The organism is Streptococcus sp. A12 (assembly GCF_905372335.1).
Taxonomy (GTDB): Bacteria; Bacillota; Bacilli; order Lactobacillales; family Streptococcaceae; genus Streptococcus.
In genome coordinates, this window is the sequence record NZ_CAJPOU010000001.1 from 1 (window position 1) to 20652 (window position 20652).

Below are 20652 nucleotides of genomic sequence, written 5' to 3' on the forward strand. Positions count from 1 at the left end.
AAGAAAATTTTTAAAAAATTTTTTTAAAAAAATTGTGAAAGAAGCAAACGTTTTCTTAAATAATAGGCTTTCCAAGGCCTTTATGTATAAAGTTTGTGAATTAAAAATGCAGATGTAAGGGCTTTACAAAAAGAAAAAAAGTGGTATAATAGTAGGTGAGATATGCAAACGTTTTCTTATATGACGGGCATTTCAAATTTATAAGGAGGTCGAATGATGAATAAACAATCATTCAAAAGTCTATTTAGCTTTGAATTTTGGCAAAAATTCGGTAAAGCGTTGATGGTGGTCGTTGCAGTTATGCCGGCGGCGGGTCTGATGATCAGTCTTGGTAAAACGATTGCAATGATTAACCCAGAACTTGGTTTCTTGGTAACTACCGGTGGTGTTCTTGAACAAATCGGTTGGGGGGTTATCGTTAACCTTCACATTCTTTTTGCATTGGCTATCGGTGGTAGCTGGGCAAAAGAACGTGCAGGTGGTGCCTTTGCGGCAGGTCTATCCTTTATCCTGATCAACCGTATCACTGGTGTGATGTTCGGTGTAACAGGAGATATGCTGAAAGATCCAAAAGCACAAGTTCATACTCTTCTTGGTGGATCTATCAAGGTTGCTGATTACTTTACGAGTGTTTTAGAATCACCTGCCTTGAATATGGGTGTTTTCGTTGGGATTATTGCTGGTTTTGTAGGGGCAACAGCCTTTAATAAATACTACAACTACCGCAAGTTACCAGATGCCCTATCATTCTTTAACGGGAAACGGTTTGTTCCTTTTGTCGTTATCCTTCGTTCTGTAATTGTGGCTCTTGTCTTGTCATTCTTATGGCCAGTAGTCCAAACAGGAATTAACAATTTTGGTATTTGGATTGCTAACTCAAAAGAGACTGCTCCAATCTTAGCACCATTTGCCTTTGGTACTTTGGAACGTCTCTTGCTTCCATTCGGTCTTCACCACATGTTGACCATTCCAATCAACTATACGCAATTGGGTGGTACTTATCATATTCTAACTGGTATTGATCAAGGTAAAAATGTATTTGGTCAAGATCCACTTTGGTTGGCTTGGATCACAGACTTAGGAAATACAAAAGTTTCTGACCCTGCTACATACCAACAATTATTGGATACCTTTACACCTGCTCGTTTCAAAGTGGGACAAATGATCGGTTCATTCGGTATCTTGATGGGGGTTGCCCTTGCCATTTACCGTAATGTAGACCCTGATAAGAAACACAAATACAAAGGGATGATGATTGCGACTGCTCTTGCAACCTTCCTCACAGGGGTTACAGAACCAATCGAGTACATGTTTATGTTCGTAGCTATGCCTCTTTACCTCGTTTATGCAGTGGTACAAGGTGCAGCCTTCGCGATGGCAGATGTCGTCAATCTCCGTGTCCATTCATTTGGATCTATTGAGTTCTTGACTCGTACACCAATGACCATTAAAGCCGGTATTGGTATGGATATCATTAACTTTATCTGGGTAACTGTTCTCTTTGCAGTGATCATGTACTTCATTGCAAACTTCATGATCCAGAAATTTAACTACGCAACTCCTGGACGTAACGGAAACTACGAACAAGCTGAAGGTGGATCAGATGAGTCTGAAACTTCAGGTTCAGGTAAAGTAGCTGCAGCTTCTCAAGCAGTTAACATCATTAACCTTCTTGGTGGACGTGCCAACATCGTCGATGTGGATGCATGTATGACTCGTCTTCGTGTGACTGTTAAGGACGAAACTAAAGTTGGAACAGAAGAACAATGGAAAGCTGAAGGAGCTATGGGACTTGTCATGAAAGGACAAGGGGTCCAAGCGATTTACGGTCCAAAAGCTGACGTATTGAAATCAGATATCCAAGATTTGTTAGATTCAGGTGAAGTGATTCCTGAAACTCTTCCAAGTCAGCAGACAGCGACTCAACAAGCGGAAGTTGCCTTTAAAGGGGTGACAGAAGAAGTTCACTCAGTTGCTGAAGGACAAGTCATTGAATTAGAAAAAGTTCAAGATCCAGTCTTCTCACAAAAAATGATGGGTGACGGATTTGCAGTTGAACCAGCAAATGGTCAGATTGTTTCACCAGTAGCTGGTAAGGTGACAAGCGTCTTCCCTACCAAACATGCCCTTGGTTTGGTAACAGAATCAGGTCTTGAAGTTCTCGTTCATATCGGTCTTGATACTGTAAGTTTGGAAGGCAAACCTTTCACAGTGAAGGTAGAAGAAGGACAAACAGTGGCAGCGGGAGATTTATTGGTAGAAGCAGATTTGGATGCTATTCGTGAAGCTGGACGTGCAACTACAACAGTTGTAGTCTTCACAAATGCTGCAGCTATTCAATCTGTCACTCTTACACAAACTGGTCAACTTCCAGCAGATGCTGTGGTTGCTAAAGTTGAATTATAATCTATGAGAGTCATTCCTTGTATCCATTGGATACAAGGAATTCTCTATTAGGAGAGTAGGATCATGAAATTTTTAACTTTAAACACTCATAGTTGGATGGAAGAAAATCCCCAACAAAAATTCGAGGACTTAGTAACAGACATTATTGAAAAGCAATACGATCTGATTTGTTTCCAAGAAATCAATCAGGCCATCGAAAGTCCAGTTGTTCCAGTTAATAACTTATATCATCCAACTCCTTCTGCGGAGCCGATCCATCAGGATCACTATGTTCGTTGTTTAGTTGAAAAATTAGAAGAAGAAGGATTGAGCTACCACTGGACCTGGGCTTACAACCATATCGGTTATGACCGTTATCATGAAGGTGTAGCAGTTCTATCACGTACCCCAATCCAGGCAAGCGAACTCTTGGTTTCAGATGTGAATGATCCAACAGATTATCATACACGACGGATTGCCATTGCAGAAACCCAAGTTGATGGGAAAGAAATTGCGGTTGCCAGTGTCCACCTTTCTTGGTGGGACAAAGGTTTCCAACAAGAGTGGGCACGTTTAGAAGAGCGCTTTAGCCAATTGCAAAATCCCTTGATTTTAGCTGGAGACTTTAATAATCCTGCTGGGCAAGAAGGCTATGAGGCCATTTTAGCGAGTCCGCTAGCTCTTCAAGATAGCTTTATTGAAGCCCGTCAGACCAAGGGGACTTACACAGTAGGTCCTGGAATTGATGGATGGGATGATAATCAGGTACCTTTGCGGATTGATTATGTTTTCACTTCAAAAGAATGGGTTATCGAACGACTAGAAGTTGTGTTTGATGGTTCCAACCAACCTCTCGTCAGCGACCATTATGGTTTGTCAGCTGACTTGCATTTACCATAAGATTCAAATCCCTATGCCTTTAGGAGGCTAGGGATTTTCTTTGTTTCGCTTGCTTTCACTTTAGCCCTAAATATGATAGAATAAAGTATTAAGAAACGATAAGGAGGGTGTCCATGCGGTGTCCAAAATGTGGCGGAAACAAGTCTAGTGTTGTAGATAGTCGCCAGGCAGAAGATGGGAAAACGATTCGTAGAAGAAGAGAATGTGATGAATGTCATCATCGCTTCACCACTTATGAACGAGTAGAAGAGCGGACTCTTGTTGTGGTGAAAAAAGATGGCACCCGGGAACAGTTTTCTAGAGATAAAATATTTAATGGGATTATTCGATCAGCTCAGAAACGTCCCGTATCGAGTGACGAAATTGAGGAAATTGTGGTGCGCATCGAACAAAAGATTCGAAGCCAGAGTGAAAATGAGATCCAGAGTGACTACATCGGATCACTGGTCATGGACGAGTTAGCAGAGTTGGACGAAATTACCTATGTCCGCTTTGCGAGTGTTTATCGTAGTTTCAAGGATGTTGGTGAATTGGAAAGTCTCTTAAAACAGATTACCAAAGGAACGAAGAAGAAAAAGGAAAAATAGATGAAGCCCAATACTTCATTTTCTTTCTTGCAGAATAATTATTTGGCGCCTACAGGAGCCTCCTTTACGCATCTGTATGGACCAATATTAGGTGTTCAAGCAAGTCAATTATATACTTTTCTGCTGAGTCTCTATGATCAGGGGAAAGAAAAACGGCTGATTGCTGTCATTTTAAATCATCTGGATCTAGGTTTTGCTCATTTTCTCGAAAGTCTAGACCGCTTGATTGCCATGAATTTATTAGAAGTTTATGAAACAGAAGAAGGACTTCAGTTCCGATTTGTGCCTCCGCTAGAAGCAGATCAATTTTTTGCCAATGTTGCTTATCAGAAATTGCTGGAGAAAAAAATAGGAGAAGTGGCAGTTCGTGACTTGCTTCCTGAAAAACCTGAGGGCGAGAAACGGAAGGTAAACTTTGCCTCTGTCTTTGGGATTGATAGTGTTTCGACCCCTCAGAGGAAAACATCTTCCTTCAGTTTGGAGCACTTTAAACAATTAATGGCGCGAGATGGTCTCCGTTTTGAGAACGAACAAGAAGACATCTTGCTTCTCTATGCTATCACAGAAGAGAAGAATTGGACTTGGTATGAGACCTATCTCTTGGCCAAGGAGACAGCGGCTAATAGGCTCATTTCGACCAAGCGGATGAGACAGAAATTAACCCAACAACCACAGGAAAAAGGTAAGGATGAGTTCACTCCGCAGGAAAGAGCCATTATCCGGGAAGCAAAAAATAAGACCAGTCGTCAATTTTTAGCAGGAATTAAAAAAGCACGTAAGGCTGTCGTGACCCAATCTGAGCGTCAAGCGATTTCTGATTTGGCCCAGTTAGGCCTATTAGATGAAGTCATAAACGTGATCTTGTTGTTGACCTTTAATAGGGTTGCTTCTGCCAATCTTAATGAAAAATATGCCTTGAAAGTTGGGAATGATTTTGCGTATGAGGGAATTAAAACGGCTGAAGAGGCTGTCCTGAAGATCCGCCAGCGCCAAGACTCCCATGCACAAAAAGCAAAAGAGAAAGCGACTAAGAATGGACAAGCGACTGGAAAAACCAATGTTCCTAAGTGGAGTCAGCCTAACTATACCAATCAGACCAGCCAGGAAGAACAGGCTGATCTGGAACAACAAAAACGGGCCTTGCTCGAGAAATTAAATCAAGGAGGGGAGTAAATGGAGAGCGTAGGGAAAACCATGTCCCAGATGAATCGATCACAGCAGTTCAATTATGAAGAATTGGTAGCTCAAATTCTCGCCGAACCTGAGATTGCAAACTTTATTCAAAAGGAAGCCTTGTCGGAAGCAGAAATCCGTCGTAGCATTTCCAAATTTAACCAATACATCAGTGAACGGAATCGTTTTGTCCTCGGGGATGAAGATTATATTGCAAGAGGGTATAAGCCTGTATTGGTCATGAATGAGGGCTATGCGGATGTTTCCTATGAAGAGACACCTGAGTTGATCGAGGCACAAAAACAAGCTGCTATCAATAAACGCTTGCAACTGATCAACTTGCCAAGCACCTTGAAGGAAGCTTCCTTAGCGAAAGTCGACTTGGATGATCGGGGACGTTTTGGAGCCTTTGAAGAGTTAGCCAATTTTGTTGCTTCCTATCCTCAAGCCCGGAAAGGAATTTTTCTATACGGAGATTTCGGAGTTGGGAAAAGCTATATGATGGCAGCTCTTGCTCATGACTTATCTGAAAAACGTCAGGCTTCCTCCACCATTCTACATTTCCCAAGCTTTGTCATCGATGTCAAAAATGCCATTAATACAGGCCAGGTTAAAGAGATGTTGGATCAGGTCAAGAAGGCTGAAATTTTGATTCTTGATGATATTGGGGCAGAGCAGATGTCGCCTTGGGTCCGGGATGAAGTCTTGCAAGTGATTTTGCAACATCGGATGCAGGAGATTCTTCCAACCTTCTTTACTTCGAATTTCAATTTTGAAGATTTGGAACGTCATTTTGCTACATCTCGGAATGGAGATGAGACTTGGCAAGCCAAACGTGTTATGGAGCGAATTAAGTTCCTGGCTAAAGAAGTGCGCCTAGAAGGAGAAAATCGCCGATGAATACCGTTATTGATTTGATGAAATCTCATTCCTCTGTCCGTCGCTTTAAGGAGGAGGACATCAAAGAGGAAGACCTTCAAGCGATTCTAACAGCAGGACAGATGGCTTCCTCTTGGAAGAACTTCCAGTCTTATTCCATTATCTTAGTGAGAAGCCAGGAAAAGAAAGATGCTCTCTATCAATTGGTCCCTCAGGAGGCGATTCGTCAATGCTCTGTTTTCTTACTGTTTGTAGGAGACCTCAACCGAGCTGAAAAAGGGGTTCGGATGCATACGGATCAATTCCATCCAGAAGGACCAGATAATTTATTGATTACTTCTGTAGATGCGGCCTTGGCAGGTCAGAATACCTTGCTGGCTGCTGAAAGTCTAGGCTACGGAGGAGTCATTATTGGTTTGGTTCGGTATGAAGCAGCTGAAGTGGCGAAACTATTTAACTTACCAGACTACACCTATCCTGTCTTTGGGATGGCTTTAGGAGTGCCGAATCAGAACCATCCTATGAAGCCCCGCCTTCCTTTGGAAGCTGTTGTCTTCGAAGAAAGTTACCAGGAGCAGACTCCTGAAGTGATTGAAGTCTTTGATCGAGTACAGACTACCTATGCTGGAGCACGGGCAACGGATACTTGGAGCCAACGCTTGGCTGCCCAATTTGGACAGGAAGAACCAGCTGCTACGGCAGAATTATTAAAGAAACACCAACTAGAAAAATAAGAGAAAAGAGGACACCATGGCTTTACCTACTGTTGCCATTGTAGGACGTCCAAATGTCGGGAAGTCAACGCTCTTTAACCGGATTGCCGGTGAGCGGATTTCCATTGTCGAGGATGTCGAAGGGGTTACTCGGGACCGTATTTATGCAACGGCTGAGTGGCTCAACCACCAATTTAGTATTATTGATACTGGCGGGATTGATGACGTGGACGCACCTTTCATGGAGCAAATCAAGCACCAAGCGGAGATTGCCATGGATGAAGCAGACGTCATTGTCTTTGTCGTATCTGGAAAAGAAGGGATTACCGATGCAGATGAGTATGTGGCTCGGATGCTCTACAAGACCCATAAACCAGTCATTTTAGCAGTCAATAAAGTCGATAATCCAGAGATGCGAACTGACATCTATGATTTCTATGCTCTTGGCTTGGGAGAACCCTTGCCAGTGTCATCTGTGCACGGGATTGGTACAGGGGATGTCTTGGATGCTATTGTTGAAAACCTTCCGACGGATCGGGAGCCAGAAAATCCAGATGTCATTAAGTTCAGCTTGATTGGCCGCCCAAATGTCGGAAAATCTAGTCTGATCAATGCCATCCTTGGGGAAGACCGCGTCATTGCCAGTCCTGTAGCAGGGACTACGCGGGATGCGATTGACACCCATTTCACCGATGCAGAAGGCCAAGAGTACACCATGATTGATACAGCCGGAATGCGAAAATCTGGTAAAGTATATGAAAATACAGAGAAATATTCTGTGATGAGGGCTATGCGGGCTATCGATCGCTCGGATGTGGTCTTGATGGTCTTGAACGCAGAAGAAGGAATCCGCGAGTACGATAAGCGGATTGCCGGATTTGCCCATGAAGCTGGGAAAGGGATGATCATCGTGGTCAATAAGTGGGATACCCTTGAAAAGGATAACCACACCATGAAGCAATGGGAAGATGATATTCGAGATCAATTCCAATACTTATCTTATGCACCTATTATCTTTGTCTCTGCTTTGACCAAACAACGCTTGCACAAGTTACCAGATATGATCAAGCAGATCAGTGAAAGCCAAAATACACGGATTCCTTCAGCTGTCTTAAACGATGTTATTATGGATGCCATCGCCATTAATCCGACGCCGACAGATAAAGGAAAACGTCTGAAAATCTTCTATGCGACTCAGGTTGCTACCAAGCCACCAACCTTTGTAGTCTTTGTCAATGAAGAAGAGCTCATGCACTTCTCTTATCTTCGTTTCTTAGAAAATCAAATTCGGAAAGCCTTTGTCTTTGAAGGAACCCCAATCCATTTGATTGCTCGGAAACGGAAGTAGGTGTTTATGAAAATTTTGAAACAAGGACTCATGCTGCTTGTCTCATTCTTTGTATTTCTGGGACTAACAGCTTGTAGCGTTGAAAGAGAAGAGACCTACGAGAAAAACTATACAGATAGTCTTGTTCGAGTGACGATTCGACATAGATCCAATCAAATGATCTCTGAAGAGTTTTGGGCTGATAATTTTAATTTAAATATTGAAGATGATTCTGAATTCGAATATATTAAAAAAGAAATTGTTGATCCTAAAAAAGGAATTTCAGGCTATACAACAGATGTGACTCGTACGAAAGAGAACGGGTTGATGATTCATAGCAAGATCATCTACCAAGACTTAGATGTTGAAGCCTTAAATAAAGCCAATGGTGAGAAAAAAACGATTGGAGAACTGGCCGATTATTCCGATCATATCAAGAACCTCAAAAAAGAAGGTTATAAGAGAGTAAAATAAAAGGAACACACCTGGTGTTCCTTTTAGAATCTAAACAAACCATTTTTAACATAAAATAGCTAGCTATAATTCAAATAATGACTTTTATTTTTGGAGTCATTCAAGTAGATCTGAAACTTTCCACCGTGAGTAAAGTGCTAGAAACAAGATTGTTTCTAGCACTCGGGAGTTTTGGAACCTTAGGTCCAAAACTAAGTCATGGAACTTCATAGAAGTTCGCTGACGTCCGTACTCACCTACGGGAAGTTTCTAAGAATACTTCTTCTTTAATTTGAATGGAAAAAAAGTAGAGTAGGTGATAGTAAAATCAGGCATTGAATTCTTTACAATTCTTTGTCTTTTTTTCTATTTTAGAAGGGATATGATATAATAAAGAGATAAACATAAGGTGGTAAATATGGCAAAATTAATTCCTGGGAAAATCCGTTCAGAAGGAATTCTTCTTTATGAAAACGGAAAAGTAACCCTACAGGAAATGAAGAATCAGTACCTCTATTTTAGAATTGAAAATGAGTCCCTCCGCTATAGTCTAGATGATCAAGCAATTTTTTGTAGTTGTGAGTTTTTCCAGAAGAAAAAATTCTGTGTGCATTTAGCCGCAGGAGAAGCCTTTTTAAAAAATGATGAAGAAGGGAAGGAACTCTTGCTTGGTTTGGAGCAAGATGCAACAGAAAGTCAAGAAACAAAGGAAAAAGTATCTTTTGGAAGTTTGTTTTTAGATCAAGTCCTACCAAAAATTGAAAGCAAAGAAGTCCGATTTGGTCTCTCAGCAACCGGTCATATAGACGACTTTTCCGGTCAGTTTTTGTGGACCCTACGTATCTATCGTAGACCGGATGAGAGATCTTATGTGGTGCGGGATGTTGTAGCTTTCTTGCAAGCTATCAGAAAACAGTCCCATTTTGCGATTGGAAAAAGTTATTACGAGCCGATTTCCTATGCAGCCTTTGACCCTGAGAGTCGTGCCTTGATTCGATTCTTAGAAGGCTTGTTATCGGGAGATACGGTGCATGATGCCCTCTTCTTTCCAAATGGTGGACGTCATCTTTACTTTCCAATGAGCTTCTTTGAAGAAGCTGTGCAATTATTGATGGACCTACCGTCCTTTACCCTTGAAGTTGGACTGGATACCTATCAGGAAGTATTCTTTCAAGAACTCCAGGAAGATTCCGGCTTGTTTTCTTTCCAAGTAGTGGAAATGAAGGAGTTTATCGAACTACAGGTCCAAGTGGCTTCTTATAAAATGGTGGAAGGTCGCTTTCTTTTGGCGAATGGTCATTTTTACCAAATATCACCGCTTCAAAAGATTTTGATTGAGGCTGTGCAGAGTTTACCCCTTTCCAGTGATCAGAAAAGACATGTTCAATTTGATTTGTCTGATCAGACCAAATTAACCTATAGCTTAGAGCAATTCAGGAAAATTGGTGAGGTGAAAGCACCAAGTAATTTCTATATTCACGATTTTCAACCTCACTTTGCTTTTGATTTATCGGAGCAAGGAGAAGTGCTACTGGATCTAGTTTTTGTCTACGAGGACCGCATCGTTCGATCTGAGAAAGAACTTAAGGATCTGCCTTATTCCAGTAATTTTGATAAGGAACGTTTGGTTTTTGAAACCATCTTGACAGCTGGCTTTACCAATCAATTTCAATCCAAACGAGCTCCCCTCCTTCCCAAGCAGATCTATCCCTTCTTTCAGCGGACCCTTCCCTTGTTTGAAGAACTGGGAGAGGTCGAAGTTTCGGACAAGTTGTTAGACTTGTATCAGGTTGAAAAGCCGACGATTGCTATTCAAACCAGTGGTCGCCTCCTTGAGATTGGTTTTGAATTTGACTCCATTGATCCCTCTGAGATTGAGCAAGTTATGAGTGCCTTGGTTGAGAAGAATGACTATTATATCAGTCAATCAGGAAAGGTTCTAATCTTTGATGAAGAAACCAAGCGGATCAGTCAGACCTTATTGAATCTTCGTGCAAAGAAGACAAAAACAGGTCAGTTACAAACCAATCGCATTGCAGCATTCCAGCTCTCCCAGTTATTTGAGTCAGCTGACAATGTCCAATTTTCTGAAGAGTTTCGTCACTTGGCTCATGATTTGATTCATCCAGAGCAATTTCCATTAGGTAAGCTACAAGTAACTGCTAAACTTCGAGATTATCAGGAAGTCGGAGTCCGCTGGCTATCCATGCTCAATCACTATGGTTTTGGGGGGATTTTGGCAGATGATATGGGGCTTGGAAAGACCCTCCAGACCATTGCCTTTCTCTCAAGTGTTGCGACGGCGGATTCTAAGATTTTGATTTTAGCCCCATCTAGTCTAATCTATAATTGGAAAGAGGAATTCGAAAAGTTTGCTCCACAAATGGAAGTGGAGGTCATCTATGGCCTCAAAGCAAGTCGAGACGAGGTGATTGCAAGCAACCCTCAGGTAGCAATTACCAGTTACGCTTCCTTCCGCCAGGACGTAGAGCAATACGAAAAAAATCAGTACCAATATTTAATCTTGGATGAAGCCCAGGTCATGAAAAATTCCCAAACCAAGATTGCTCAATACTTACGGAAATTCGATGTTCCTCATACCTTTGCTTTGTCGGGAACGCCAATAGAAAACCATGTAGAGGAACTCTGGTCGATTTTCCAAATTGTTCTTCCTGGTTTGTTTCCGGGTAAAAAAGAATTTAAACAATTGAGTCCAGCGACTATTTCTCAATACGTCAAGCCCTTTATCATGAGACGGAAAAAAAGTGAAGTCTTGCAGGAGCTTCCAGATTTGATTGAGATGACCTATAAGAATGAATTGGCTGACGATCAAAAAACGATCTATTTAGCCCAGTTGAAGCAAATGCAAGACCGCATTCTAAGCTCTTCTGAAGAGGAACTCAATCGCAGTAAGATGGAAATCTTATCTGGTTTGATGCGTCTTCGTCAGATTTGTGATACTCCATCCCTCTTTTTAGAGGACTATACTGGAGAAAGTGGGAAGCTGGATAGCCTTCGAGAATTGCTAGAGCAGATCAAAGATGGAAACCAACGAGTGTTGATCTTCTCACAATTTAGGGGCATGTTGGATATCATTGAAAAAGAGTTGGATGCTCTGAAGATGACTTCGTTTAAAATCACAGGATCTACGCCAGCTAATGAGCGCCAAGATATGACTAACGCATTTAACTCCGGTCAAGGGGATGCCTTTCTCATTTCCTTGAAAGCAGGTGGAGTTGGCTTGAATTTGACAGGTGCTGACACGGTTATTTTAGTTGACCTATGGTGGAACCCTGCGGTAGAAGATCAAGCCATTGGTCGTGCCCATCGAATGGGACAAGATAAGAATGTTGAGGTTTACCGAATGATTACTCGTGGGACCATCGAAGAAAAAATTCAAGAGCTCCAGACCAGTAAACGTCATTTAGTTTCTACCATATTAGATGGTACCGAAACGCGCTCCAGTCTTTCTATTGAAGAAATTCGGGAAATTTTGGGTATTTCGGTAGAATAACTTGAAAAATAAAATGAATAGTTTATAATTAATGAAGTGTCGAAAGGAAGAAATAGGATGACGGATAAGCATTTCCCTCAAGTAGCAGATGATGAATTGATGCTAACTCAAATGCCCCATATGAATTTATATGATGATGGGGACTTCATTAGTAATATTCTTGGGGAGTATACAGATAAAAACTATTTAGAATGGGAGCCGATTGCTACTAGAAAGGTAGCAGAGCAACCTTATCAAAAAAATCTACAAAAATCCCTTCAAAAACCATTTGAAGTGCCTAAGTCAAGAAGGCAGCCAATGACTCCTGATTTCAAGGAGCCTGTTGATAAAAAGAGCCCGGCGAATCGCTACGCAGAGGAAGCTCGGGAAGCAGCGCGTGCCGATTTGAAAAAGAAGCGGACGGCTCCGTATTTAACAGCAGATATTGCATCTAAACCCAATCGTAAAAAATTCACCCCTTCTTTCATGCCAAAAGGGAAGCCGACAGCTCCTTTTCAAAAAGAAAATCCAGGTGAATTGATCAAATATGGTGAGCGACTGAAACAAGAGCAATTGATACTTTTAGAAGGTGCTGAGGAACATCCAGTTCAAGAATCCCACCAAGAAGAGAAACCCCAAAAAAATAATTTTGATTTCTTGAAAAAGAGTCAAATCTATAACAAGGATCAACAAAACATTCCAACGAGACTCATTAAACAAGAACTCAATGTGACCAATCTGGACTAGCGAGAGGAGAAACTATGTCAAAAACATTTCATTTTATCGGAATAAAAGGAGCTGGTATGAGTGCCTTGGCTCTCATGCTCCATCAGATGGGACACACTGTACAAGGATCTGATGTAGAGAAATATTACTTTACTCAAAGAGGTCTAGAACAAGCAGGGATTACCATCCTACCATTCAGCGAAGAAAATCTTACTGGAGATCAAATCTTGATCGCTGGAAATGCCTTTAAACCTGAGAACAACGTAGAGATTGCTTATGCAGATGCTCAAGGCTATACCTATCAACGCTACCATGAATTCTTGGGTGAATTTATGCGTGATTTTGTCAGCATGGGAGTAGCAGGAGCTCACGGGAAAACCTCTACTACAGGGATTTTGTCTCACGTTCTGTCTAATATCACAGATACTAGCTATTTGATTGGGGATGGAACTGGTCGTGGTTCGAAAGGTGCTAAGTACTTTGTCTTTGAATCAGACGAGTACGAACGTCACTTCATGCCTTACCACCCAGAGTATTCAATCATCACCAATATTGACTTTGACCATCCTGATTACTTTACTGGCTTAGAAGATGTCTTTAATGCCTTCAATGATTATGCCAAACAAATTTCCAAAGCCTTGTTCATCTATGGTGAAGATCCTGAACTTCGTCGGATCACAGCCAAGGCTCCGATTTACTACTATGGATTTGAAAAAGAAGGCAATGATTTTGTAGCCAGTGATCTCTTGCGTTCTACTACGGGATCAATCTTTAGTGTTCACTTCCGTGGAGAAGATTTGGGACAATTCCAAATCCCATCCTTTGGACGTCACAATATCATGAATGCAACAGCAGTCGTTGGTTTGCTTTATATAGCTGGATTCGATCTTGATTTGGTTCGGGAACACTTAAAAACATTTGGTGGGGTCAAACGTCGCTTTACAGAAAAGATTGTCAACGATACCGTCATCATTGATGACTTTGCCCACCATCCAACTGAGATTATTGCCACTTTGGATGCGGCCCGTCAAAAATACCCAAGTAAGGAAATCGTAGCGGTCTTCCAACCTCATACCTTTACTCGGACGATTGCCCTCTTGGATGAGTTTGCGGATGCCTTGAACCAGGCAGATGCGGTCTACTTGGCACAGATTTATGGATCAGCTCGCGAAGTGGATCATGGGGATGTCAAAGTCGAAGATCTAGAAGAAAAAATTATCAAGAAATCCGGTGTGATTACAGCTGAAAATGTTTCTCCACTCTTGGATTATGACAATGCTGTTTATGTCTTCATGGGAGCAGGAGATATCCAGACCTATGAATATTCATTTGAACGTTTGCTTGGGAACTTGACCAATAACGTTCAATAAGGAGATACCATGCAACCAAGCGTTAGGATTCGGTTTGCTAAAGAAAATGATTGGGATGAGATCGAACAGATCACGTCCCAAAATTTTTCTTTTCAAAGAGAGAAGCTACAAGAACTGAATGGGTTTAGGACCCTGGTCTTGGAATTTGAAGGGCGAGTGATTGGAACTTGCCTGATTCAGATGGATGAACAATTCGAGAATCCCTCTTTAAAATTATTGTGGTTGGAAATTCTTCCAGACTTTAGAAAACAAGGGTTTGGCACCTTGCTACTCGCCACACTCAAGTCTCTTGTAGCTCAAGAATCCTTGTTAGAGATCCATGTGACCTGCCAGGAGGAGTTGATTCCGTATTTTGAAATGAATGATTTCCAACTAGAGATAGGGGATAAGGAAGAAGGAGTTGAGGGGTATCAACTAATGTGGTACTTGCCCCTATAGAAAGGAAGAAAAATGAACATTCGTCGTGCAACTATTGATGATTTAAAAGCCATCGTTGCCATAGAACTAGAAAATTTTAGTCCAGAAGAAGCAATAGATAAGACAGTGCTTGCAAAACATATTGAAACGTTTAATAATAGCTTTATAGTCGCTGAAAAGGATGGCCAAATTCTTGGCTATCTAGAAGGCCCAGTGACACAAACTAGATATGTTGATGACCATTCTTTTACGGCAGACGTAAAGGACGAGTCCCATCTACCAGGAGGTTATATTACCCTTACGAGTCTTTCGATTTCTCAGTCTGCCCAAGGTTTAGGAGTTGGGAAAGCACTACTTGAAGCCATGAAGAATCTTGCCTTAGAAGAAGGACGGGAAGGGGTTAGTTTGACCTGTCATGATTACTTGATTGAGTATTATGAAAGGAACGGCTTTGTAAACGAAGGACGCTCGGCCTCTAACTATGCTGGGGAAGTCTGGTACGATTTAGTATGGGAGGTCCCATCAAGTAACTGATCAATAGGATTTAAGGCCCTCAAGCCTCGTTCCTATTGCTTTTCTATCCCTTTTAAGATATAATATTAAGGATTATGACAAGGGGGGTCAAGTATTTGACTGAAAACCAACAAGAGAATGAGAAATTATTAAGCTTCAAAGAGCGGATTCTCCGTGATCTTGAAGAAGCCAATAAACAGATTGTACAGGTAAAAAAAGAAAATGACTTACCTGTTCAAGAAATCACTATTCCAGAAATCAAAGAAGACGAGACGGAAGGGGCACTTTCTGAGCTTGTGTCAGAAGAGTCCGAAGTTCAGGAAACCGTAGAGATTCCAGAGAAAGTAGAAAAAGTAGAAGTACCAGAGGTTACAGAGGTTCCTGCAATTCAGGAAGTAGCCGAAGAGAACCAAGAAGAAACACCTCTACCAATCAAAGAGCCAACTCGAGAAGCAGAAAGCTCAAGTCAGCCTGTGGCTGTTTCGAGAAAAGAAAAACCTGTATCTAGTTTTTCGCGCAAGGATCGGGATCAACGCGTTCAGAAAAAGAAAAAGCAGAACACCATTGCGAAACGAATCGTCTTGACGGTTCTAGGAATTCTTTTTGTCTTAATGGTTGCAACTGGAATTTTTGCAGTGACCTATGTTCAATCTAACTTAAATGCTATGGATGCCAAGGCTACAGAGTTTGTAACCGTTGAAATTCCTGCTGGTTCTAGCAATCGTGAAATTGGGACTATTTTGGAGAAAAAAGGCTTGATTAAGAATGGCCAGTTCTTCAACTATTACACCAAGTTCAAGAATTATGGGAACTTCCAATCCGGTTATTTCAATCTTCAAAAAAGTATGGATCTCGATACCATTATTCAAAAATTGCAAGAGCAAGGATCTAAAACTCCGGAACCACCAGTCTTAGGAAAAATTACAATTCCTGAGGGCTACACGATTGATCAAATCGCGGAAGTGGTTTCTGTGGATGCGAGCTCCAAATCTGGTGCCAAGACTCCGTATACGCAAGAAAAATTCCTAAAAGTCATCCAAGATGATGCCTTTATTGAAAAGATGGTAGCCAAATATCCTAAGTTACTAGCAACCTTGCCGTCCAAAGAAAGTGGCGTACGCTACCGCTTGGAGGGATATCTCTTCCCAGCTACTTATGGCTATGGAAAAGATAGTAAAATGGAAGATCTTGTAGACCAGATGTTAGCTGCAATGGACCAAAATCTTTCAGCCTACTATGATACCATGGAAGCTAAAAATATTGATGTCAATGAGGCATTGACGCTGGCTTCTTTGATTGAAAAAGAAGGTGCTACCGATAAAGATCGCAAGGATATTGCAAGCGTCTTTTATAACCGTTTGAATCAAGACATGCCTCTTCAAAGTAATATTGCCATCTTGTACGCACAAGGTCAATTAGGCAAGAAGACGACTCTAAAAGAAGACGCAACGATTGACACCAATATTGATTCACCTTATAATATCTACAAGAATACTGGTTTGATGCCTGGTCCAGTAGATAGTCCAGGGGTATCTGCAATTGAAGCAGCCGTTAACCCAAGCAAGACAGACTACCTCTACTTTGTAGCAAATGTAGAGACTGGGGAAGTCTATTTTGCAAAAACTTATGAGGAACACACTAAAAACGTGGAAGAACACGTGAATAGCAAATTAACAGAAAGCAGCTCAAACTAAGGAGGATGTGGCATGCCACACCTTTTTAGTTCGAAAAAATAATAGAAAAGAGAAAGAAATATGGCAGAAAAAACCTATCCAATGACCCTAGCTGAAAAGCAAAAGTTAGAACTAGAATTAGAAGAATTGAAATTAGTTCGTCGTCCAGAAGTTGTAGAGCGGATTAAAATTGCTCGTTCTTACGGAGACCTTTCAGAAAACAGTGAATACGAAGCAGCTAAAGACGAACAGGCTTTTGTTGAAGGGCAAATCTCCAGCCTCGAAACAAAGATACGTTATGCTGAAATTGTCGACAGCGATGCTGTCGCTGTTGATGAAGTAGCGATCGGAAAAACAGTTACCGTGCAAGAAATTGGCGAAGACGAAGAAGATGTTTACATTATTGTTGGTTCAGCTGGAGCGGATGCTTTTGCTGGTAAGATCTCAAATGAAAGTCCAATCGGTCATGCCTTAATTGGTAACAAAACAGGGGACACTGTGACGATTGAAACTCCAGCAGGAAGCTACCAAGTGAAAATCTTAAACGTTGAAAAAACAGAATAAAAAATGAGAGTGAGTCACTCTCATTTTTTTGTAGAAATGGAAAAGCCAAGATGATATCTCGGCCTTTTTGCTAGTGTTAGTTACGGTTGCGTTGTTTTCCAGCGTTTCGTTTTTTGTTTCCGTTAGTTGGAAGGGAACGTTTAGCGTTGGTTGGATTAGTAGGTGTGATATCTTTTTTTACACGACGTCCATTGGATGCTGGAGCTTTTGGAGGGTTGTTTTTATATTCCTCAGCAACTTGTTTCCGTAATCTTGGACGGATGAGGTAGTTGATGACAAATTGTTGAATAATCTGTACGAAACCACCGACTACCCAGTAGAGAGTGACACCAGCTGGCGCCATCAAAGAGAAGACGGCAATCATAATTGGGCTTACGAGAGCTGTTTTCTTCATAGTTTCTCTTTGGTTTTCATCTTCGATACCATGGAGAGAGAGCATACTTTGAATGTAGTAAAGAACAGCAACAACTAAGGTTAAAGCAAGACTTTTTGAACCGAGACCAATACCAAGAAAAGAGTCCTTGCTAATACCAGGAGTGTATTGAGCTGCAAAATAAAGGGCAGAGAAGAAAGGCATTTGAATCAACAAAGGCAAACAGCCAATGCCGCCGAATGGGCTGACACCATTTGCTTTTTGAGCATCCATCAATTCAGAGTTGGCCAATAATTTCTCTTCTTGAGTCTCCGCATTTTTGATGCGTTCTTGGATCGGCGCAAAGATTGGTTTGAGGTAGTTCATCTTCTCAGACTGGTAGGTTGCTTTCCAAGATTGATAAATACCTAGAGGGAAGATGATGATTCGAACGATTACGGTTACTAAGATAATCCCCAGTCCAAAGCCAAGGCCAAGATCTGTCGCAAAGAAATTGATGGCTTCCCCCATCGGTTTTCCAATGAGGTTCCAGACGAAACCGGTTGGTTGTTTGGTTGTCTTGTCAATGCTGACACATCCTGTTAAGAGGAGGAGAGCAGACAAGCTGAGAGCAGCAAGTAGATAACGTTTATATTTTTTCACGAGTTATAATCCTTTAATTTTAAATAATACCTTTCTATTCTACTGTTTTTTTATCAAATTAACAATAGTTCTCTGGACTTAATTTGAAATTTTAAAATCTTTGTAGGGTTCGAAGTTTGCCAGATGGACGTCCAGATAAGCAACCTTTGAAAAAGGAGTAGGACCTTTTCGTATTTCTTGGATAAATTTGGCCATGCGGGCATTGTCTTCACAGGCCGCAAGGATAGTGACTGTGCCGTCATCATTGTTCCAGACCCGGCCTGTAATACCTCCAATATCTAATGCTAAGCTATAAACTCCCCAACGGAAGCCAACACCTTGAACCCGACCTTGGGCCGTCATTTCAACTTTTTGCATGCTTGTCCTCCTTGTGATGGAATTCCTACTCAGGACGGAGAAGCTCCTCCTGTGAATGTGGTATAATAGTCTTATGAATATTATAACCTCTAAGTCCAATAATGGAATCAAAAAAGTTAAAAAACTTCATCAAAAAAAATACCGAATCGACTCCTACCTGATCGAAGGCTGGCATCTTTATGAAGAAGCTATCAATCATCAGGCTCCGATTGAACAAGTATTTGTTCTGGAAGAGTTTGTAGATAAGATCAAGAAAGATACGAAGGTGACCATCGTAACTCCTGAAGTTTTAGCAGAAATTGCTGATTCCAAAAGCCCTCAAGGAATCGTGGCAGAAATTAAGATACAGCCAATCCAGCATCTTCAGCTGGCTCAAGGACGGTATTTATTGTTAGAGGATGTTCAAGATCCAGGAAATGTCGGAACCATGATTCGGACTGCTGACGCAGCAGGCTTTGACGGGGTGCTTCTAACCGATCAATCAGCAGATTTGTATAATATGAAAACCTTGCGCTCTATGCAGGGGAGTCATTTTCATCTTCCTGTTATCCGTCTGCCTAAAGAGCAACTCTTAACAGCCATTGAAGAAAGTCAGCTACCCATCTATGCGACCACCTTGTCTCAGGATTCTATTGACTATAAGCAAGTGGAGAAAGTCCCTGCTTTTGTGCTGGTCATGGGGAATGAAGGACAAGGTATTAGTGATCAGATGGCTGAGAAGGCAGATCAGCTCGTTCATATCACTATGCCAGGTCAGGCAGAGAGTCTGAATGTCGCTGTTGCTGCAGGGATTTTGATCTTTTCTATGATTGAAGAATAGTGCGTTAGTCAGATAGAGGAGGTGAGACGCATGTATCGACAAGATAAAGAATATATGGCTGAAGTCGGACATTTGATCCAGCATCCCAAGCTTCAAAAATTAAAGGAAATTCCCCACCATATTCATTCCAACCGTTTGGAGCATTCCATTCACGTTAGCTACACTAGCTACCGCATTTCTAAGAAGATGGGCTGGGACACTAGAAGTACGGCAAGGGGAGCTCTCTTACACGATCTTTTTTACTACGATTGGCGGCAGGTCAAATTCAATAAGAGCCATGCCTGGGTATATCCTCGGATAGCTGTCCGAAATGCAAAAAAGATAACAAGCCTCAATAAAAAAGAAGAGGACATCATCCTCAAACATATGTGGGGCTTGACGCTTGCTCCACCTCGCTACAAGGAATCTTTTCTCGTGACCATGGTCGATAAATACTGGGCGATTAAAGAAGCCTCAGAACCAATGAGAAAAAAGTGGTCAAAGAGGAGACTTTTCCATCGAAAAATGTTAAAATCATAATAATTTAAGTTTGAAAGGAATGATTGATGATGAATCAACAAACCGTTATCCACGAACAAAGTGGTCTTAATAGCTTTTATAGCAAAATTTATTCTCTAGTTGGAGTTGGAGTTGGAATCTCAGCTGTTGTATCAGCTTTGATGATGACCCTTTTCCAAGAAACCTTCATATATATTCTAACTCAGGCTCCATGGGTCTACTATATTGCTATTGCCGTTGAATTGATTTTGGTCCTGGTCGCTTCGAGACAATCTGTGAAAAACAATCCCATGGCCTTGCCTCTCTTTTTAACTTATTCAGCTCTGAATGGCTTTACCTTGAGTTTTATCATTGCACGCTATGCTCAAGCGACAGTTTATAAAGCCTTCGTCGTTAGTGCCTTGATGTTCTTCATCATGTCAGCTATTGGTCGTGTGACCAAAAAAGACTTGTCTGGAATGGGACGAGCATTTATGGGAGCCTTGATTGGTATAATCATTGCTTCGATTGCGAACATCTTCTTACAAAGCTCTGGTATGGATTATGTCCTTAGCATTCTTTGTGTTATCATCTTTGCAGGTTTGACTGCTTGGGATAACCAAAAGATTCGTTATGTCTATGAACAATCCAATGGTCAGCCAACCAATGGATGGGTTGTTGCTTTGGCTTTGGAACTCTATCTTGATTTCATCAACTTGTTCATCAATATCTTACGTATTTTTGGACGCAACGATTAATAGAAAGAGCCGGGGAACCGGCTTTTTTTGTTGGAAAACTTGTGATATACTA

Annotated in this window: 20 protein-coding genes; 18 read left to right on the forward strand and 2 right to left on the reverse strand. The window is 41.4% G+C overall.

The genetic code is table 11. From position 1 onward, the window contains the following. The first annotated feature begins 216 nt into the window (after positions 1-216). From QZ158_RS00005 to greA, 15 genes are all read left to right on the forward strand, one after another. On the forward strand, positions 217-2406 hold the full coding sequence (locus QZ158_RS00005; RefSeq protein ID WP_293872762.1) for a PTS transporter subunit IIBC: 2190 nt from the start codon (positions 217-219) through the stop codon (positions 2404-2406). Between the two features lie 63 nt (positions 2407-2469). Next, on the forward strand, positions 2470-3285 hold the full coding sequence (locus QZ158_RS00010) for an endonuclease/exonuclease/phosphatase family protein (RefSeq protein WP_293872764.1): 816 nt from the start codon (positions 2470-2472) through the stop codon (positions 3283-3285). Positions 3286-3398: 113 nt separating this feature from the next. Continuing rightward, positions 3399-3872, forward strand: coding sequence for a transcriptional regulator NrdR (nrdR, locus tag QZ158_RS00015; RefSeq protein WP_293872766.1), 474 nt, complete (start codon positions 3399-3401; stop codon positions 3870-3872). Next, the gene (locus tag QZ158_RS00020; RefSeq protein ID WP_293872768.1) at positions 3873-5045 is read left to right on the forward strand and encodes a DnaD domain protein; all 1173 of its coding nucleotides are present in this window, start codon (positions 3873-3875) and stop codon (positions 5043-5045) included. Continuing rightward, a complete protein-coding gene (dnaI, locus tag QZ158_RS00025; RefSeq protein ID WP_293872770.1) occupies positions 5046-5945 on the forward strand; it encodes a primosomal protein DnaI in 900 nt (299 codons plus the stop codon). Then, a complete protein-coding gene (locus QZ158_RS00030; protein ID WP_293872772.1) occupies positions 5942-6658 on the forward strand; it encodes an NADPH-dependent oxidoreductase in 717 nt (238 codons plus the stop codon). The genes dnaI and QZ158_RS00030 overlap by 4 nt, the downstream gene beginning before the upstream one ends. Positions 6659-6674: 16 nt before the next feature. Next, positions 6675-7985, forward strand: a complete 1311-nt coding sequence (der, locus tag QZ158_RS00035) for a ribosome biogenesis GTPase Der (RefSeq protein ID WP_006595767.1) — start codon at positions 6675-6677, stop codon at positions 7983-7985. Between the two features lie 6 nt (positions 7986-7991). Continuing rightward, positions 7992-8438, forward strand: coding sequence for a hypothetical protein (locus QZ158_RS00040; protein ID WP_293872779.1), 447 nt, complete (start codon positions 7992-7994; stop codon positions 8436-8438). A gap of 397 nt (positions 8439-8835) precedes the next feature. Continuing rightward, positions 8836-11931, forward strand: coding sequence for a DEAD/DEAH box helicase (locus QZ158_RS00045; RefSeq protein ID WP_293872781.1), 3096 nt, complete (start codon positions 8836-8838; stop codon positions 11929-11931). A 57-nt stretch (positions 11932-11988) separates the two neighbouring features. Further along, positions 11989-12657 (forward strand): cystathionine gamma-synthase, encoded by a 669-nt coding sequence (locus QZ158_RS00050; protein ID WP_293872783.1) that lies wholly within the window; start codon positions 11989-11991, stop codon positions 12655-12657. Between the two features lie 14 nt (positions 12658-12671). After that, positions 12672-14006 carry a UDP-N-acetylmuramate--L-alanine ligase gene (gene murC, locus QZ158_RS00055; RefSeq protein ID WP_293872784.1) on the forward strand — a complete coding sequence of 445 codons (1335 nt, stop codon included), beginning with the start codon at positions 12672-12674 and terminating at the stop codon, positions 14004-14006. A 9-nt stretch (positions 14007-14015) separates the two neighbouring features. Continuing rightward, positions 14016-14444 carry a GNAT family N-acetyltransferase gene (locus tag QZ158_RS00060; RefSeq protein ID WP_293872786.1) on the forward strand — a complete coding sequence of 143 codons (429 nt, stop codon included), beginning with the start codon at positions 14016-14018 and terminating at the stop codon, positions 14442-14444. 12 nt (positions 14445-14456) lie between these two features. Further along, positions 14457-14957 carry a GNAT family N-acetyltransferase gene (locus QZ158_RS00065; RefSeq protein ID WP_293872788.1) on the forward strand — a complete coding sequence of 167 codons (501 nt, stop codon included), beginning with the start codon at positions 14457-14459 and terminating at the stop codon, positions 14955-14957. Between the two features lie 74 nt (positions 14958-15031). After that, complete coding sequence (mltG, locus tag QZ158_RS00070; protein WP_293872790.1) at positions 15032-16630, forward strand: endolytic transglycosylase MltG; 1599 nt, start codon at positions 15032-15034, stop codon at positions 16628-16630. Positions 16631-16690: 60 nt separating this feature from the next. Continuing rightward, on the forward strand, positions 16691-17173 hold the full coding sequence (gene greA / locus QZ158_RS00075; protein ID WP_048688326.1) for a transcription elongation factor GreA: 483 nt from the start codon (positions 16691-16693) through the stop codon (positions 17171-17173). Positions 17174-17249: 76 nt separating this feature from the next. Here greA and yidC read toward each other — a convergent pair whose 3' ends face one another. Then, positions 17250-18188 carry a membrane protein insertase YidC gene (gene yidC / locus QZ158_RS00080; protein WP_048688323.1) on the reverse strand — a complete coding sequence of 313 codons (939 nt, stop codon included), beginning with the start codon at positions 18186-18188 and terminating at the stop codon, positions 17250-17252. Between the two features lie 78 nt (positions 18189-18266). Then, positions 18267-18545 carry an acylphosphatase gene (locus QZ158_RS00085; RefSeq protein ID WP_293872796.1) on the reverse strand — a complete coding sequence of 93 codons (279 nt, stop codon included), beginning with the start codon at positions 18543-18545 and terminating at the stop codon, positions 18267-18269. A 73-nt stretch (positions 18546-18618) separates the two neighbouring features. Between QZ158_RS00085 and QZ158_RS00090 the strand changes: the two genes are divergently transcribed. The 3 genes from QZ158_RS00090 to QZ158_RS00100 are packed head-to-tail and all read left to right on the forward strand — an operon-like array spanning position 18619 to position 20600. Further along, positions 18619-19365: an RNA methyltransferase gene (locus QZ158_RS00090; protein WP_293872798.1), complete on the forward strand. Its 747-nt coding sequence runs from the start codon at positions 18619-18621 to the stop codon at positions 19363-19365. A 30-nt stretch (positions 19366-19395) separates the two neighbouring features. After that, positions 19396-19884 carry an HD domain-containing protein gene (locus QZ158_RS00095; RefSeq protein WP_293872800.1) on the forward strand — a complete coding sequence of 163 codons (489 nt, stop codon included), beginning with the start codon at positions 19396-19398 and terminating at the stop codon, positions 19882-19884. Positions 19885-19913: 29 nt separating this feature from the next. Then, on the forward strand, positions 19914-20600 hold the full coding sequence (locus QZ158_RS00100; RefSeq protein ID WP_006595780.1) for a Bax inhibitor-1/YccA family protein: 687 nt from the start codon (positions 19914-19916) through the stop codon (positions 20598-20600). Positions 20601-20652: the final 52 nt, after the last annotated feature.

Bases quoted from the DNA above. Each gene is read 5' to 3' on its own strand.
- greA (WP_048688326.1), top strand. From the start codon at position 16,691: ATGGCAGAAAAAACCTATCCAATGACCCTAGCTGAAAAGCAAAAGTTA.
- QZ158_RS00030 (WP_293872772.1), top strand. From the start codon at position 5,942: ATGAATACCGTTATTGATTTGATGAAATCTCATTCCTCTGTCCGTCGC.
- QZ158_RS00050 (WP_293872783.1), top strand. From the start codon at position 11,989: ATGACGGATAAGCATTTCCCTCAAGTAGCAGATGATGAATTGATGCTA.
- QZ158_RS00090 (WP_293872798.1), top strand. From the start codon at position 18,619: ATGAATATTATAACCTCTAAGTCCAATAATGGAATCAAAAAAGTTAAA.
- dnaI (WP_293872770.1), top strand. From the start codon at position 5,046: ATGGAGAGCGTAGGGAAAACCATGTCCCAGATGAATCGATCACAGCAG.
- QZ158_RS00065 (WP_293872788.1), top strand. From the start codon at position 14,457: ATGAACATTCGTCGTGCAACTATTGATGATTTAAAAGCCATCGTTGCC.
- QZ158_RS00020 (WP_293872768.1), top strand. From the start codon at position 3,873: ATGAAGCCCAATACTTCATTTTCTTTCTTGCAGAATAATTATTTGGCG.
- nrdR (WP_293872766.1), top strand. From the start codon at position 3,399: ATGCGGTGTCCAAAATGTGGCGGAAACAAGTCTAGTGTTGTAGATAGT.
- murC (WP_293872784.1), top strand. From the start codon at position 12,672: ATGTCAAAAACATTTCATTTTATCGGAATAAAAGGAGCTGGTATGAGT.
- QZ158_RS00095 (WP_293872800.1), top strand. From the start codon at position 19,396: ATGTATCGACAAGATAAAGAATATATGGCTGAAGTCGGACATTTGATC.
- QZ158_RS00085 (WP_293872796.1), bottom strand. From the start codon at position 18,545: ATGCAAAAAGTTGAAATGACGGCCCAAGGTCGGGTTCAAGGTGTTGGC.
- QZ158_RS00005 (WP_293872762.1), top strand. From the start codon at position 217: ATGAATAAACAATCATTCAAAAGTCTATTTAGCTTTGAATTTTGGCAA.
- QZ158_RS00100 (WP_006595780.1), top strand. From the start codon at position 19,914: ATGAATCAACAAACCGTTATCCACGAACAAAGTGGTCTTAATAGCTTT.
- der (WP_006595767.1), top strand. From the start codon at position 6,675: ATGGCTTTACCTACTGTTGCCATTGTAGGACGTCCAAATGTCGGGAAG.
- QZ158_RS00045 (WP_293872781.1), top strand. From the start codon at position 8,836: ATGGCAAAATTAATTCCTGGGAAAATCCGTTCAGAAGGAATTCTTCTT.
- QZ158_RS00010 (WP_293872764.1), top strand. From the start codon at position 2,470: ATGAAATTTTTAACTTTAAACACTCATAGTTGGATGGAAGAAAATCCC.
- mltG (WP_293872790.1), top strand. From the start codon at position 15,032: ATGACAAGGGGGGTCAAGTATTTGACTGAAAACCAACAAGAGAATGAG.
- QZ158_RS00060 (WP_293872786.1), top strand. From the start codon at position 14,016: ATGCAACCAAGCGTTAGGATTCGGTTTGCTAAAGAAAATGATTGGGAT.
- QZ158_RS00040 (WP_293872779.1), top strand. From the start codon at position 7,992: ATGAAAATTTTGAAACAAGGACTCATGCTGCTTGTCTCATTCTTTGTA.